This window comes from Streptomyces abyssomicinicus, from assembly GCF_008974245.1.
In the GTDB taxonomy this organism is placed as follows: Bacteria; Actinomycetota; Actinomycetes; order Streptomycetales; family Streptomycetaceae; genus Streptomyces; species Streptomyces abyssomicinicus.
This window is the reverse complement of the sequence record NZ_BBZI01000007.1, coordinates 835,863-851,274: the sequence shown is the minus strand read 5'-3', so window position 1 is coordinate 851,274 and position 15,412 is coordinate 835,863. Positions and strand designations below refer to the sequence as shown.

The 15,412-nt window shown below is 73.7% G+C and carries 14 protein-coding genes; 4 read left to right on the top strand and 10 right to left on the bottom strand.

Annotated features, from left to right (window positions below; genetic code table 11):
- The 10 genes from GBN72_RS17015 to GBN72_RS16970 all read right to left on the bottom strand — a co-directional run.
- A partial coding sequence (locus GBN72_RS17015) for a type I polyketide synthase (RefSeq protein WP_151772626.1) occupies window positions 1-1,883 on the bottom strand: 1,883 nt, incomplete at its 3' end.
- Window positions 1,873-2,409 carry a flavin reductase family protein gene (locus GBN72_RS17010; RefSeq protein WP_151772625.1) on the bottom strand — a complete coding sequence of 179 codons (537 nt, stop codon included), beginning with the start codon at window positions 2,407-2,409 and terminating at the stop codon, window positions 1,873-1,875. The genes GBN72_RS17015 and GBN72_RS17010, both read right to left, overlap by 11 nt.
- Window positions 2,410-2,541: 132 nt before the next feature.
- On the bottom strand, window positions 2,542-3,342 hold the full coding sequence (locus GBN72_RS17005) for a thioesterase II family protein (protein ID WP_151772624.1): 801 nt from the start codon (window positions 3,340-3,342) through the stop codon (window positions 2,542-2,544).
- Complete coding sequence (locus GBN72_RS17000) at window positions 3,339-4,592, bottom strand: alpha/beta hydrolase (protein WP_151772623.1); 1,254 nt, start codon at window positions 4,590-4,592, stop codon at window positions 3,339-3,341. The genes GBN72_RS17005 and GBN72_RS17000 overlap by 4 nt, the downstream gene beginning before the upstream one ends.
- Window positions 4,589-5,461 (bottom strand): 2-oxo acid dehydrogenase subunit E2, encoded by an 873-nt coding sequence (locus tag GBN72_RS16995; RefSeq protein WP_246212569.1) that lies wholly within the window; start codon window positions 5,459-5,461, stop codon window positions 4,589-4,591. The genes GBN72_RS17000 and GBN72_RS16995 overlap by 4 nt, the downstream gene beginning before the upstream one ends.
- Entirely contained in the window at window positions 5,458-5,685 is a 228-nt protein-coding gene (locus GBN72_RS35355; protein ID WP_151772622.1) for an acyl carrier protein, read from the bottom strand. Before GBN72_RS35355 ends, GBN72_RS16995 begins: the two co-directional genes overlap by 4 nt.
- Entirely contained in the window at window positions 5,685-7,706 is a 2,022-nt protein-coding gene (locus GBN72_RS16985; RefSeq protein WP_151772621.1) for an HAD-IIIC family phosphatase, read from the bottom strand. Before GBN72_RS16985 ends, GBN72_RS35355 begins: the two co-directional genes overlap by 1 nt.
- Window positions 7,707-7,709: 3 nt before the next feature.
- Window positions 7,710-8,750 carry a 3-oxoacyl-ACP synthase III family protein gene (locus GBN72_RS16980; RefSeq protein WP_151772620.1) on the bottom strand — a complete coding sequence of 347 codons (1,041 nt, stop codon included), beginning with the start codon at window positions 8,748-8,750 and terminating at the stop codon, window positions 7,710-7,712.
- 341 nt (window positions 8,751-9,091) lie between these two features.
- Entirely contained in the window at window positions 9,092-10,540 is a 1,449-nt protein-coding gene (locus GBN72_RS16975; RefSeq protein ID WP_151772619.1) for a DHA2 family efflux MFS transporter permease subunit, read from the bottom strand.
- Between the two features lie 48 nt (window positions 10,541-10,588).
- Entirely contained in the window at window positions 10,589-11,659 is a 1,071-nt protein-coding gene (locus GBN72_RS16970) for an LLM class flavin-dependent oxidoreductase (protein ID WP_151772618.1), read from the bottom strand.
- 104 nt (window positions 11,660-11,763) lie between these two features.
- On the opposite strand from GBN72_RS16970, the gene GBN72_RS16965 reads away from it, so the two are divergent.
- From GBN72_RS16965 to GBN72_RS16950, 4 genes are all read left to right on the top strand, one after another.
- Entirely contained in the window at window positions 11,764-12,525 is a 762-nt protein-coding gene (locus GBN72_RS16965; protein ID WP_151772617.1) for a TetR/AcrR family transcriptional regulator, read from the top strand.
- Window positions 12,526-12,751: 226 nt separating this feature from the next.
- Entirely contained in the window at window positions 12,752-13,969 is a 1,218-nt protein-coding gene (locus GBN72_RS16960; RefSeq protein ID WP_151772616.1) for a cytochrome P450, read from the top strand.
- 11 nt (window positions 13,970-13,980) lie between these two features.
- Window positions 13,981-14,190 (top strand): ferredoxin, encoded by a 210-nt coding sequence (locus GBN72_RS16955; RefSeq protein ID WP_151772615.1) that lies wholly within the window; start codon window positions 13,981-13,983, stop codon window positions 14,188-14,190.
- 166 nt (window positions 14,191-14,356) lie between these two features.
- Complete coding sequence (locus tag GBN72_RS16950; protein ID WP_218042060.1) at window positions 14,357-15,352, top strand: aldo/keto reductase; 996 nt, start codon at window positions 14,357-14,359, stop codon at window positions 15,350-15,352.
- Window positions 15,353-15,412: the final 60 nt, after the last annotated feature.

Here is a 15,412-nt window from a genome sequence, read left to right as displayed (position 1 = left end):
AACAACCCCGGCTGCGTCACACCCGTCTCATGCACCAACTCGCCGTCCACAGCCTCGACAAGCGGAACATCCAGCAGACCGTCGAACGCGGCGACCACCTCGTCGAACGCCGCCGCGAACACCGGGAACGACGCATACAACCCACGCCCCATCCCCACCCGCTGCGACCCCTGACCCGTGAACAGGAACGCCAACCGACCACCAGCTGAACCAGCGACACCCGCACCGGCACCACCCGCGGCAAACGCGTCCAGCCCCGCCACCAGCTCCGCCCGGTCCGCCCCGGCCACCACAGCCCGCCGACCGAACCGCGCCCGCGACGCCACCAACGACCACGCCACATCCCGCACCCGCACGCCCGGACGCTCGTCCAACAGCGCCCGCACACGACCGGCCTGCTCCCGCAGAGCACCCTCGGTCCGCGCCGACAGCACCAACGCCGTCGGACCACCGGAGTCCCCCGACTCCCCCGACTCCCCGGTCCCGTACGAGGCCGGCTCACCCTCGGGCGCCTCGGCCAGCACCACATGGCAGTTGGTGCCCCCCATGCCGAAGGAGCTCACTCCGGCGATCAGTGGGCGTTCCGGGCTGGGCCAGTCGCCGAGCTCCGTCTGCACCCTCAGCCGCAGCCGATCGAGGGGGATGTCCGGGTTGGGTGTCTCGAAGTTGAGGCTGGGCGGGAGCCGGCGGTGCTTGATGCTGAGGACCGTCTTGATGAGGCCGGTGATGCCCGCGGCACCCTCGAGGTGTCCGACGTTGGTCTTCACGGAGCCGACGGCCAGCGCGGGGCCGTCCTCGTGGTCCGCTCCCACTGCGGCGCCGAGCGCGGCGGCCTCGATCGGGTCGCCCAGGGGCGTGCCGGTGCCGTGCAGCTCGACGTACTGGACGTCACGTCCGGTGACTCCGGCGCGGGCGAGGGCGCGGCGCAGCACCTTCTCCTGGGCGCGGCGGCTGGGGACGGTCAGGCCGTTGGTGGCCCCGTCGTTGTTGACGGCGCTGCCGCGGATGACGCAGTGGACGCGGTCGCCGTCGGCGAGGGCTTGTGCGAGCGGCTTGAGGAGGACCAGGCCGGCGCCTTCGCCCCGCACATACCCGTTGGCCCGCGCGTCGAAGGTGTGGCAGCGTCCGTCCGGGGAGAGGCCGCCGAACTTGGCGGCGCCCACGGTGCTCTCCGGGACGAGGTTGAGGTTGACGCCGCCCGCGAGGGCGAGGTTGGACTCGCCGTTGCGCAGGCTCTGGCACGCCATGTGCACGGAGACGAGGGAGGACGACTGGGCGGCGTCCACGGCCATGCTGGGGCCGTGGAGGCCGAGTGTGTAGGAGACGCGGTTGGCGATGATGCTGCGGTGCAGGCCGGTGATGGTGTGCCGGCCGATGGCGTCCGTGCCGTGCCGGTGGAGGAGCGTGGCGTAGTCGTCCCAGATGGCGCCGACGAAGACGCCGGTGCGGCTGCCGCGCAGGTCGGTGGGGACGATCCGGCCGTCCTCGAGCGCCTCCCAGCTCAGCTCCAGTATCAGCCGCTGCTGGGGGTCCATCGCCGCGGCCTCGCGCGGTGAGATGCCGAAGAAGCCGGTGTCGAAGCGGTCGACGTTCTCCAGGTGGCCGGCACGGCGGGAGTTCGTCCTGCCGGGGGCGTCCCGGTCGGCGTCGTAGTAGGCGGTGACGTCCCACCGGTCGGCGGGGACGTCGGTGATGGACTCCCTGCCCTCGACGAGGTTCTGCCAGAAGGTGCGGGGATCGGGCGCTCCGGGCAGTCGGCAGGCCAGTCCGATCACGGCGATGGCGGCGGTGTCGCCGGCGGCCGGGGAGGGAGCGGCGGTGCCGGGGGCAGCGGTGTCAGGGGCAGTGGTGTCAGGGGCAGTGGTCTCGAACTCACTCACCATTGCGTGTGCCGTCCTCTTTCACGGGTCGGAATGCGCCGTACTGACTGCGGAAGAACACCAGCGGCGGGCCGTCATGGGCCGCGGCCAGGTGGTGGACGCGGGCGACGACGATGTCGTGGTCCCCGGCGGGGTGCTCTGCCTCCACCGAGCACTCCAGCCAGCCGAGCGCGCCGTCCGGTACCGGGAATCCGCCGGGCGTGGCGGGCGTCCAGGCGAGTCCTCGGAACTTGTCCCCGCCGCGCGCCGCCAGACGTCCGCTGACGTCTCGCTGGTCCTCGCCCAGGATGGCCACGCACAACCGGTCCGACGCGCGGAGCAGCGGCCAGCTGCCGCTGGTGCGGGCGACGCAGAAGGACACCAGCGGGGGCTCGAGGGAGACGGAGGCGAAGGAGTTGGCGGCCAGTCCGGTGGGCCGGGTGCCGTCCGGTTCGTACGCGGTGACCGCGACGACGCCGGTGGCGAAGCGCCCGAGGACGTCCCGGAGGACGGCCGTGTCGAGGTGGTTCGTCGAGGGCGGCGGAGGCATCTGTCGGTACCTTTCGTGCGGCTCCGGCGAACCGGAGTGGATCCAGCCTCGCCCGGCGGCCTAACGACCGGCTTTCCGCGTTCTAAAGCTGGTCGTCGGCCGGTCGGCGCGGCGGGCGGGCGGGCGGGCGGGTCACCGTGCCGTGGGCCCGGCGGAGGCGGGCAGCACCCGGCGCAGGAGGGCGAGGACGGTGTCCTGCGCATCGCGGATGAAGAGGTGGCCGCCGGGGACGACGTGCACGGCGAACGTCCCGGCGGTGTGCCGGGCCCATTCGGCCGCCTGCCCGGGGGTGAGCAGCGGGTCGTCGGTGCCGGCGAGGACGTGGACGGGGCAGGGGAGTTCCGTCGTGGTGGCGTCGCGGTGACCGTGGCAGATCTTCAGGTCGTCGCGGATGAGCTCGAGTGCCGCCGTCCGCCATTCCGGATACGCGAGCAGCATCGGTGACATGCCTCCGATGTCGACGAGCAGATGGGTCAGGTCCTCGTCGGACATGCCGCGTACGGCGGCGAGCGGCGCGGGCAGGTGCGGGGCCTGGTACGCGCCGACGACCAGGGCCTCGGGGAGCCGGCGGTTCTCGCGGAGCCGGCGCAGGGTGAGTCCGTACGCGACGAGGGCGCCCATGCTGTGCCCGTACAGGGCGTAGGGGGCGTCCTGGTGGGGTCCGAGGTGTTCGTCGAGGGCGTCGAGGAGCGGTTCGAGGGAGGTGATGCGGGGTTCTCGTACGCGGCGCTCCCGGCCCGGCAGTTGCACGGGCACGACGCTGATGCCGGCCGGACGGAGGGCGCGGTCCCAGCCCTTGTAGACGGAGGCGGTGCCGCCGGCGTGGTGGAAGCAGAAGAGCCGGACGGCGGCCGCCGGGTCGGGCGGGCTGACGAGGTATCCGGCGGGTGGTGGGCCCGTGGCGTGGCCGGGGGGTGTGCGCGTCCGGTTCACCGGGTGGCCTCCGGGGCGGGGCCGGGGGTGGCGGCCGCGGGGCCGGTCGTGGCGAGGGTGGGCCCGCCGGTGCCGCCCGAGCCGCCCGAGCCGCCCGAGCCGCCAGCGTCGCCGGTGCCTCCGGTGTCGCCCGTGCCGGTGGTGACGGTGGTGTCCGCTGTCGGGGGGAGGGCGCGGAGCCGGGCGCGTTCCCGCCGGAGTGCCTCGTGCAGCCGGGCGCGGTGCTCGCCGCCCTCGCCGCGCATCCGCTGGACCGTGAGGAAGGTCCACAGGCGGGTCTCGTCGAGGTGGCGGGGCGAGCCGTGCACGTCGTCGTGCGCGATCAGCCGCAGGCTCGGCACGTGGCGCCGCAGCAGCTCCAGGTCCTCGCGGGGGATGATCTCGTCGCGGAGGCTGGCGACCATGCCCACCTGGGCGGTGAGGGCGCCCAGTTGGATGTCGGTGAGGGCCCAGTCGGACAGCAGCCGGGGCAGCTCGTCGGCGGGGGTGCGCGTGAGGTGGGCGAGGGTGTCCACGGTGACCCGTGGAACGCGCCGCTGCCAGGCGCTGTCCGTGAAGAACGCGCGGACGGGCACACCGGCGCCGACGATGCCCTGGAGGCGGCTGTCCTCCAGGGCCGCGCGGAGCGCCAGGTGGCCGCTGAAGCTGAGGGCGACGGCGTAGGCGTGCTCGGTGTCGGCGCTCCCGGAGACGGCGTCGAGGAGTTGGGGGATCATGGACCAGCTCTTGGCGTGGTACGGCAGCGTGTTCTCGCCGACGCCGGGCATCTCCGTGACGAGGCCGGCCATGCCGAGGTCGCGTATCTGGCCCAGGAGCGGAGCCCACTGCTCCTTGACGCTGACGATCCCGCCGAGGAACAGCAGCAGGGGGCGGGGGTTGTCGGGGTCGAGTCCGCTGGTCCAGCACCGGACCTCTCCCTCGGGGAGCCGGACGGTCAGCGGCGTGATGTCGAGGGGGACGGTCCGGCGCCAGCAGTCGAAGGTGGCCACGCACCGCTCCTGCGCGGTACGGCGGCCGGCGGAGTCGACGTACGGGAAGCGCGCCATCGTGTACTGCCGGCAGGCCTCCAGGAGTCTGCCGTGCTCGGCCAGGTGGTCGCCGGCGCGGGTCAGCTCGCCGGACCACGATCCGGGTGTGCCGTCGTCGTCGGTGCGGATCCGGTCGAGGAGGCCCTGGTACTGCTCGGCGGGGATGTTCTGCGCGCGGGCGTGTGCGGCCACGTACTGCTTGAGTTCGGCGATGTCGTTCACGGCGTGTCCGGGACGGCGGCCGGGGCCCGGAGCGCGTCGTGGGCGGCGGCCGGCGTCTCGTCCTCCTCACGGGATTCGGGAAGGTCGGGAAGGTCGGTGCGGAACGTCTCCAGGCCGTCCTTGATGTCGGCGAGGATGTCGGCGGCCTCGGCGCCGTCGATGACGCGGTGGTCGAAGGAGAGGTTGAGCCGCATGACGGGGGCCACGACGACGTGTCCTTCGCGGGCCACCGGCCGGTCCACGACCCGGCCGACGCCGAGGGTGACGGTGGTGCCGCCCACCGAGTGGAATCCGTCGACGGGGCGGTGGCCGAGCGACGTCACCGCGAACGTGCCGGTGATGAAGGGACGGGCGGCGAGGTCGCGGGCGGCGCGGCGGAAGCGCACGAGCCCGGTGAGCCAGGGCGCGCGGTGCAGGGCGCGCACGGGCGCGAACTCCGGCATGGTCTCGGCGTCGCCGTCGCGGTAGTGGTCCAGCCGGTCCTGGATCGTGTCGAGGCCGGCGGTGTCGAGGCCGGGCAGGACGGCGGCGAGGACGACGCGCCGGCCGCCGAGGACCCGGTCCAGCGTGACCTTGCCGACGGCGGTCGGGTAGCGGGTGACGCGGGGGCGGAGCCGTCCGGTAACGGCGGCGTTGGCCTCCGGGTGGGCGACGAGGACACGGGCCGCCGTGTGCAGCACGTAGCTGACGTGGGAGTAGCGCCGGCCGCGGGCGGCGGCGCGGGCGCGGTGTTCCAGCAGGGTCGTCATGTCGACCTCGGTGTCGAGGTGGACGGGGGCGAACGCCCTGACCTGGTCGAGGAAGTGCAGGGTGTGGCGTCGCTCGGGCGCGATCGGCTCGCCCCTGCGAAGGGCGCGGTTCGCGCTCACCGGCCCACCGCCACGGCGTACAGGTGCTCCAGGCTGGGCGCCTCGAGGGCGTCGGGGAGCGAGATACGGCGGCCGGTGGCGTGTTCCAGGGCGGTGAGCAGGTGGAGCAGGTGCACCGAATCCCATCCCTCCACCTGGTCGAAGCTGCGGCCGATGTCCTCCGCGCCGAGGGGGAGGCCCAGCTCGTCGCGGAGGAGGGTGACGAAGTCGTCGATCGTGTTCATCACGCGGATCCTTCGGAGGGGTCGGAGGGGTCGGAGGGGCCGGGGGACGCGGTGGCGTCGGGGCCGGCGGCGAGGTCGAGGGAGGTGTCGAGACGGACGTGACGGGGCTGCGGCAGGATGTCGGCGAGGTCGTGGCGGAACACGCGTGCGCCGGTGGTGCCGTTCCGGTCCGCGGCCTGCGCGTCGGCCCGTCCGGTGGCCGCTCCGGAATCCGGCCGGGGGTCCGCCCCGGCGTCAGGCGCGGGCGCGAAGCCGTGCCGGGTGTAGAACTCGGCGACCTTCGCGTTCTTGGGCGAGGGCCGGTACGAGCCGTACACGGTGTCCGCCCCGGTGGCGGCGGCGTGCCGCAGCAGCGCGGACAGGCAGGTCTGTTCGATGCCGCGGGCGAAGACACGGCAGCTCAGCAGGAAGTTGTCGATGGTGAGGGCGGTGCCGTCACGGTGCGCGAAGACGGCGCCGACCACGCCGTTGTCCCCGAACCGGTCGGCGCTGCGCACGGCGAGGACGAGCGCGCCGGGGTCGTCGAGGAGGGCCTGCACGTCGGCGGGCTGGAGGCGCCGCGTCGTGAGGTTGAACTGGTTGGTGCGCAGGGTGATCTGGGACAGCCGGGGCACGTCGGCCGCCCGGGCGGGCTCCAGGCTGACGCCGACGCCCAGCTCGTCGAGGTAGTCCTGGATCGAGTCGAAGCCGTGCTGGAAGTCCTTGCGCACCAGCTCGTCGCGGTAGCGCAGGGGGCGGGCGACGTCCTCGGCGGTGAGGTCGCGGGTGTCGAACCAGCCGTCGCGCAGCAGCTTCTCGATGTGCAGGGCGGGCTCGTCGTCGAGGGCGACGACGGCGACCTCCGGCAGGTCGTGGCGGACGAGTCCGCACTCGTACGGGCTGTCGTCCGCGAGGACGAAGCCGTCGACGCCGATGTTCAGGTCGGCCGCGAGGTCGGTGAGGTTGCGCGGCTTGGGCTGCCAGTTCGCGGTGATCCGCACGAAGTCGTCGGGGCGCAGCACCATGCCGGGGTGCTCACCGATCACGGCCGCGACGGGCTCCGGGTCGTTCTTGCTGACGGCCGCCAGGAGCACGCCCTGCGAGCCGATCTGCCGGGCGACGCGCTGGAACGCGGCGAACGCCTCTCCCTTGAGTCCCTCGCCGACCTCGACGCCCTCGGCGCCGTCGTCGCCGAGGATGCCGCCCCACAGGGTGCCGTCCAGGTCGAGGGCGAGGGCCTTCTTGGTGCGGCCGACGAGCCCGCGGGCCAGGTGTCCGGCCTCGCGGGCGTACCGGGCGAGGAGCGCGGGCGACAGGTGGGCCTTGGCGTAGGCGCTGAGGCGGGGGTCGTGGGCGGGGACCTCGGCGACGAGCGGGTCGGTGTCGAGGACGACGGCGGCCGCGTGGCGCTCGGCCAGGCCCAGCAGGCGGGCGTTGGCCTCGCGCCACAGCACGCCGAGCCGGGACCGGGAGCGCAGGTCGAGCAGCTGGGCGGTGAGGACGCGCAGCAGCGGCAGGGTGTTGAGGACGAGGGTGCCGTCGCCGTGCGCGGTGAACTGTTCGGCGGCCTTCTCGACGAGGGCCAGCTTGGCGTCCAGTGCGCGCCCGACGTCGTCGACGCCCCACGGCGAGGGCAGTTCGTCGAGGACGGTCATCGGGTCCAGGACGCACAGCACCAGGTCGGGGCGCGCGGCGTGGAGGTCGCTGCCGGGGTCGGTGAGGTCGGTGAGCCACGTGCCGTACGAGGACGGCACCGTGCGGAGCACGATGCCGTGCCGGGCGCCTTCGGCGGCCAGGGCGGGGAGGAGCGGGGCGAGGGTGCCGCTGCCGGTGACGGCGACGGTCAGGGACGGCGCACCGGGGTGCGCGCGCAGTACCTCGCCGGGGTCGAGGCGGGCCAGGATCCGCCCGGCACGGGCCAGTTCGTCGTCGTCCGCCTCGGCGAGCAGGGGGCCGAGGCGGGGGTACTCGACGGCGAGCGTCCCGGCCTGCTGGAGGGTGCGCAGTCGCTGTGCGACGGTCGCGTCGGAGGTCTGCGGCATGGGTCAGTCCCTTTCCAGCGCGAAGCCGGACTTGATCCACTTGCTGGACTCGATGGCGATGCCGATGGCGCGCCCGCCGGGGCCGAGCTTCGCCAGGGCACGTTCGAGCTGGAAGAAGCTGAGGCCGTTGCCGTTGTTGCCGGTCTCGTCGACGCAGCTGACCTCGGCGGCACCGGGCAGGTTCAGATGGCGCACGATGCGCTGGGTCATGCGGCCGGACAGCTGCGGGGGCAGCAGGTGGTCCACCTGCTCCCGCTCCCAGCCGAGTTCGTCGAGCAGCGTGTCGACGACCTCCGCGGCCAGGACGGGCACGTGCTGCTCGATGGCCTTGTAGTCCTCGGCGGCGGGCGCGCGCTCGGAGTGGCGGTCGACGGGGCCGAACCATTCGAGGACGGCGCCCGGTTCGCGTCCGAGGCCGACGAGCCTGGTGTGGACGGCGCGCAGCCGGACGGCGTCGGGGGCGGGGGCGGTGGTCAGCACCGCCGCTCCGGCGCCGTCGCCGAACAGCACGTAGTTGACGAGCTGGGAAGGCGGCAGGGAGGCGAGGCGCGCTCGCAGGTCGTAGAAGCGGGCGACGACGTCGCCGCCGAGGACGAGGGCGGTGCGGTGTCGGCCGGTGAGGAGCATCTGACGGGCCACGTCGAGTGCCTGGACGGCTCCGGAGCAGCCGGACTGGAGCTGGAAACTGGGGACTTGGTCGATGCCGAGGCGGTCGGCCACGACGTTGACGGTGGCCGGCATGAGCTGGTCGGGGGTGGAGGTGCCCATGACGACGAGGTCGATGTCGGCGGGCGCGACGCCCGCCGACTCCAGCGCCGAACGGCCGGCCTGCTCGGCCAGGTCCGCCAGGGAGCACCGGATCCTCCCGGTGTCGATGTCGACGGCGAGGTGGCGTGTGCGGGTGCCGATGAAGGCGTCGACCCACTGCTCCCACAGCGGGTCCATGCCGAACCGCCTCGCCAGCGCGGCATTGTCGACGGCGGGCCCGGGAAGCGCGGTCCCGACCGAGAGGATGCGAGTGTCCAAGGGGTCCGAGGGATCCATGTGGTCATCCTCGAGGGACCGCCTAAAGCGGCTCTAATCCGCTCCTAACCGCGCGTCCGGCCGCGCCCCGGCGGGCACGTCGGCCACGGCGGAGGTGTTCGCCACGGCGGGGCGTGCGCCCGGCGGGGGTGTTCGCCCGGCGGCGGGGCAGGTGTGCGCCCCGGTGCCGGTCCGTGCGTCCGGGGGCACCCGTGCCGGTGCCGGCGGGCTCACGGCCGAGGTACCCGGGCAGAGGAAGACCGCCACCGGTCCGGCGGGGGAGGGCGGACCGATGGCGGTGTCACGGGGTGGGAGGCCCCGGCCGGCGGACCGGGTCGGCCGGCCGGGGCTTCCCGTTCGGTTCAGGCGTGACCGGTGACCGGCTCGTTCGCGTCGGGGCGCGTCGTCTGCGCCGCGGGCTGCGGCTGGGGCCTGCCCGGCAGCAGCAGCCCGGCCAGGAGTACGACGCCCGCCGCGCCGACGACCCACCAGAACGCGTGGTGGAAGCCGGTGACGAGGTCGCTCGCCAGGGTCTGGCTCGCGAGGGCCCAGGCGACCAGGGCGACCGTCATGGAGCCGCCGATCTGGTTGAGGATCATCAGGGCGCTGGAGGCGCCGGCCGCGGAGCTGGGCGGCACGGTGCGGTAGACGGAGGCGAGGGCCGGCGCGCCGACCATGCCGAGGCCGAAGCCGGAGATCACGGAGCACACGGCGAGCAGGACGAGGTTGCTGTCGGCGCCGGCCTGCGTGTATCCGATGGTGCCCAGGCCCACGAGGGCCGCGCCGCCGGGGACGAGGAGCCTCGCGCCGAGCCTGTCGCTGAGCCGTCCGGCCAGCGGCATGCCGACGAGCGCTCCGATGCCCTGCGGGGCGAGGAGGAGGCCGGCGGCCAGCACGCCGTTGCCCCGGACCTGCTGGTAGTAGAGCGGGACGAGGAACAGCAGCGAGTAGAGCATGCCGCCGACGAGGAACATCGCCGCGACGCTCGCGGAGAAGCCCGAGCTGGAGAAGAGCCGCATGTCGATGAGCGGGGCGATCCTGGTACGGAGGGCGTGGACGACGTACCCGACGATCAGCGCCGCGCCGACGACGAGGCCGACGACGACCCTGGTCCGGCCGAATCCGGCGCCGCCGGCGGCCTGCGAGAACGCGAACATCAGGGCGGCGAAGCCGGGGCACAGCAGCAGCACGCCGAGCACGTCGAGGGGCTGGCCCTGGCTCTGGCCCTTCTCCGCGCCGGGCACCACCTTCAGCGCGAGCAGGACGGCGAGGACGCCGATCGGCACCTTGAAGAAGAACAGCCACTGCCAGTTCAGCCACTCGAGGACGACGCCTCCGATGACGGGGCCGATGACCGGGCCGAGCATCAGCGGCAGCGACATCAGGCCCATCACGCGCCCGGTCCGGGCGGGTCCGGCGGCGCGCGCCAGCAGCGTCAGCATGGTCGGTTCGAGCACACCGCCGCCGAAGCCGGTGAGGACCCGGAAGGCGATGAGCGACTCGGTGTTCCACGAGAAGCCCGTGAGCAGGGAGCCGACGAGGAACAGGCCGAGGCCGCTCAGCCAGACGGCGCGCCCGCCGAAGCGGTCGATCGCCCATCCGGCGACCGGGACCATCACGGCCACCGCCAGCAGGTAGCCGGTGGCGACCCACTGGACGGTCGACAGCGGCGAGTCGAACTCCTTGCCCAGGGAGTCGATGCCGACGTTGACGACCGTCGCGTCGAGCAGCGCCAGGACCGCACCCAGCACCAGGACCCAGAGCAGCCGCAGGAGCGCCGGATCGAGCCGGGCCTCCTGGGTTTCACTCATGACACCCTCCTCGTTCGATGAACTCGTCCAGCAGATTAGTTGAACCGACTAGTTCAATTCAATGGAATGGACCGTAGCATGCGCGCCCTCGGAGCCACCAGTCCCACCGGACCGCAGATCCTCGAGCGCGCCCTTGAGCAGCTCGTAGGAGCGCACCCGTTCGGAGTGGCCGCTGATCATCGACAGGGCCATGACCTCGTCCGCGCCGGTCTCCTCGACGAGCGCGGCCAGCCGCCGGCGCACGGTGTCCGGCCCGCCGACCAGCTGCGGATCGAGCCGCTCACGGACGAACGTCTCTTCGGCGGGCCCGTACCGGTGCCGGGCGGCCTCCTCGGCGGTGGGCAGCAGCGTGAACCAGTCGGAGGTCCGCATCACGATCTGCCCCAGCACGAAGGCGCGGCCGAGGTACTCGGCGCGTTCGTCGTCCTCGGCCGCCACGACGGTGGCCGCTATCGCGGCGTAGGGGCGGTCCAGCTGCACGGACGGGCGGAACGCCGCGCGGTACGCCTCCAGGGACGCGGCTCCCGCGCCGGGCCTGATCTGGTGCGCGTACACGTACGGCAGTCCGCGGGCGCCGGCGAACGCGGCGCTCTGCGGACTGGAACCGACCAGCCAGAACGGGGGCCGGCCCTCGGGCGTCGGCACGGCACGCACCGCGGCCTTCTCCCGCCCGGGGCCGAAGTAGCCCTCCAGCTCGGCGAGTCGCGAGGAGAAGTCGTCGCCGGCCGCGGCGCCGTACCCGCGCAACCGCTCCGCGGCGCTCGCGTCGGCGCCCGAGGCGCGCCCGATGCCGATGTCGACGCGCCCCGGGTACAGCGACTCGAGGACGCCGAACTGCTCGGCCACCACCAGCGGGGCGTGATTGGGCAGCAGCACGGCACCCGAGCCGACCCGGATGGTGCTCGTGACCGCCGCGATCTGTCCCGCCAGGACGGCGGGCGCGGACGTGGCGAGACTCGGGGTGTTGTGGTGCTCGGCGACCCAGTACCGCAGGTAGCCGAGGCGTTCGGCGTGCCGGGCGAGGTCGAGGGCGTTGCGCAGCGAGTCGGCCGCGGACGACCCGCGCCAGACGGGAACGGTGTCGAGGACGGACAGGTGGACGCGCGAGAAGTCGGCCATGGAAGAGCAACTCCGTTTCCTGCTTGACACCCCCGCTTGACGCGGGTGTCCAAAGGATTGAACTCGTCAGTTCAACTCGATGGGTCGGACGGTAGCATGGGGCCATGACGCCAGGCGACACGAACAGCGCACCCGACCGCCCGACCGGCCGCGGCCGGATCGACAAGCGCCGCGCGATCCTCGACGCGGCCATCCGCGTCTTCGCGCGGGAGGGGTACGTCCAGGCCGGCCTCGACGCCATCGCCGCGGAGGCGGGCGTCGCGAAGCCGACGATCTACAACCACTTCGGCGGCAAGGAGAACCTCTTCCGCGAGGCCGTGCTGGAGGCCACGCAGCGCTCCAGCGCCAAGACCCTGGCCGCGCTGGAGGGCTTCCCCACCCCCCAGCCCGACGACCTGCGCACCGAGCTCGAAGGCGTCGCCACGCGCCTGGTGGAGTGTTTCCGCGACGAGAACTCCTGGGCGCTCCAGCGTCTCCTGTACGCCGAGACCGTGCGGTTCCCCGCCGTCTTCGACGACTGGAGGGCGACCGGCCCCGCCAAGGTGTCCGACGCCCTCGCCGGCCGGCTCGCCCGGCTGGCCAACTCCGGCCGGCTCAGCATCGCAGAGCCGGACCGCGCCGCGGGCCAGTTCCTCGCACTCATCGCCGACGGCATGCCCATGCTGTCGGCCCTCGGCACCCGCCCCATCGACGACGAGGCCCTGCACGAAGCGGTGACGTCGGGCGTGGAGACCTTCCTGAAGGCCTTCTCCCCGCGCGACGCGGAGGACCAGGAGGAGCAGGAGAAGCAGGACGAGGCCTCCGGCAGGAGCGCGGGCGCCGGCCGCAGGCCCCGCTCCCGCTCCGCCGCGTCCCCCCGTCACTGAGGAGTTCGCCCTCCCGCACAGCACCGGCCAGTCACCGAAGGCCGCCCGCGGGGCGCGCCCGGGAGGCGCGCCGCCCGCGCCGCCCGCCCCGCGTTGAAGCCGGTCTAAAGCCGCTGCAAAGCGGCTCTGAGAGCTGTTTGTCGGCGCCGCGGCAGGTCACTTAGCGTCATCGGCGGACACAGTGCATCGCGCTGTCCGCCCTCGTCGACCGCTGAGGATGCTGACCATGCCCACCGCCCCACCCGGCTCACCCTCGCTCCTCGCCTTCCCGCAGCCACGAACCTGCCCGCACCAGCCCCCGCCCGGCTACGACGCGCTGCGCGGGCAGGGCCCCCTGGCGAAGGTGGCCCTGTACGACGGCCGGGACGTCTGGCTGGTCACCGGTTACGCGGAGGCACGCGCCCTGCTCTCCGACCCCCGGCTGTCGTCCGACCGGACACGGCCCGGATTCCCGGTGCTGGCCCCGCGGTTCCGCGCCTCCGTGGCCCGCAAGCTGCCGCTCATCGCGCAGGACCCGCCGGTCCACGACGTGCACCGGCGGCTGCTCAACCCCGAGTTCAGCCTGAAGCACGTGCGGGCGATGCGCCCCCAGGTGCAGGAGATCGTCGACCGCTTCATCGACCGGATGCTGGAGAAGGGCCCGCCGAGCGACCTCGTCGCCGACTTCGCGGTACCCGTCACCTCACTGGTCGTCTCCCGCCTGCTCGGCGTGCCGGTCGAGGACCAGTCGTTCTTCCAGGACGCCACCAGCCGGCTCATGCGGGCCACCGAGGCGGGCCCGTCGCAGCAGGCGGGCGGTGAACTCGCCGCGTACCTGGACCGTCTGGTCACCCGGCTGCGCACCGAGCCGGGCGACGGCGTCCTCGGCCGGCTGGCCTCCCAGGAGGTCGAGGAGGGTCGGCTCCCCCATGACGAGCTCGTCCAGATCGCCCTGGTGCTGCTGGTCGCCGGCCACGAGACGACCGCCTCGATGATCGCCCTGGGCACCATCGCCCTCCTGGAACACCCCGAGCGGCTGGCCGAGCTGCGCGCCGACCCGGACGTGCTCCCCGGGGTCGTCGAGGAGCTGCTGCGCCTGCTCGCGGTCACCGACCTCGCCGGCTCGCGCGTGGCGGTCGAGGACATCGCGATCGCCGGACACACCATCCGCGCCGGCGACGGCGTGCTCGTCTCCGGCACGCTCGCCAACCGCGACCCCGACGTGCACGCCGACCCCGACGTTTTCGACCCGAAACGCGCCGGCCGCAGCCACCTCACCTTCGGATACGGCATCCACCAGTGCCTGGGCCAGAACCTCGCCCGCCTCGAACTGGAGCTGGCCTTCCGGTCCCTGTTCACCCGTATCCCCACGCTCCGGCTCACCGTGCCCGCCGCCGAGCTGCCCGTACGCGGCACCGACACCGGGACCATCCAGAGCGCCGACCACCTTCCCGTCACCTGGTGAGGGAACGACCGATGCCGCGCGTCACCGCCGACCGCGAGCGCTGTCTGGGCGCCGGTCAGTGCGCCTACAGCGCACCCGACGTGTTCGACCAGGACGACGACGGACTCGTCACCGTCCTCGACCCCGCCCCGCCGCGCCATCGCCTGGCGTCCCTGCGGCAGGCCGCCGACCTGTGCCCCTCGGGCGCCGTGCGGCTCGAGGAAGCCGCCGAGACCCCGTAGCCCCAGCCGGTCAGGCCGCGCCCCGGCCCGGCTCCACCCCGGGCCGGTCCGCCGCGAGGACGAGCGGCCCGCCCGCCCCGGCCGGTCCGCCGCGAGACGACCGGCCCGATCCCGACACGACCGGTCGCGCCGCCCCGGCCCGCCCGTCCCCCTCTGGAGGCCCAGTGTGATTCCGATCCCCCGCAAGACACTCGGTGCGCTCACCGTCGGCGCCCAGGGCCTCGGCTGTCTCGGCATGAGCGAGTTCTACGGCCCCACCGACGAGGCGGAGGCGATCGCGACCGTGCACCGGGCCCTGGAGCTGGGCGTCACCGTGCTGGACACGGCCGACGTCTACGGCCTGGGCGCGAACGAGGAACTGCTCGGACGCGCCCTGTCCGGGGCACGCCGGGACCAGGCCGTGATCGTCACCAAGGGCGGGGTCGTGCGCCCCGACGGACGGGTCGGCCGCGGCGTGCGGGGCGACGCCCCGTACCTGCGGGCCGCCTGCGAGGCGTCCCTGCGGCGGCTCGGCACCGACCGCATCGACCTGTACCTGCTGGCGCGGGTCGATCCGGCCGTTCCCGTCGAGGACTCCGTCGGCGCGCTGGCGGACCTGGTCGCGGAAGGCAAGGTCCGTCACATCGGCCTGTCCGAGGCCGCCGCCGGCACGATCCGGCGCGCCCACGCCGTGCACCCGCTCACCGCCGTCGAGATGGAATGGTCGCTGTTCTCGCGCGAGGTGGAGGAGAAGGTCCTTCCGCTCTGCCGGGCCGAGGGCATCGGCGTCCTCGCGTACGCGCCGCTCGCCCGGGGGCTGATGACCGGGCAGCTGCGCTCGCTGGCCCAGTTCGACGCGCGGGACTTCCGGCGGATCGCCCAGCCCCGGTTCGCCGACGGCAACCTCACGCGCAACCTCGTCCTCGTCGACGCGCTGGCCGACCTGGCCAGGGTGTCCGGACTCACCCCGGCGCAGCTCGCCCTCGCGTGGCTGCACCACCGCGGCCCGGACGTGGTGCCGATCCCCGGCACCAGGCACCGCGCCCACCTGACGGAGAACGCGGCCGCGACCGCACTCGCCCTCTCCCCCGAGGAACTGGCCGCCGTCGAGAGGGCCGTCCCCGCGGGCGCGGCCGCCGGCGAACGGTACGTGCCCACGAGCATGGCGATGGTGGGCCTGTGATCCTCCGTCGACACCGGGGCGGCGGGACGCCTCCCCGCCCCGCCCGGCGCCCGCACCGCC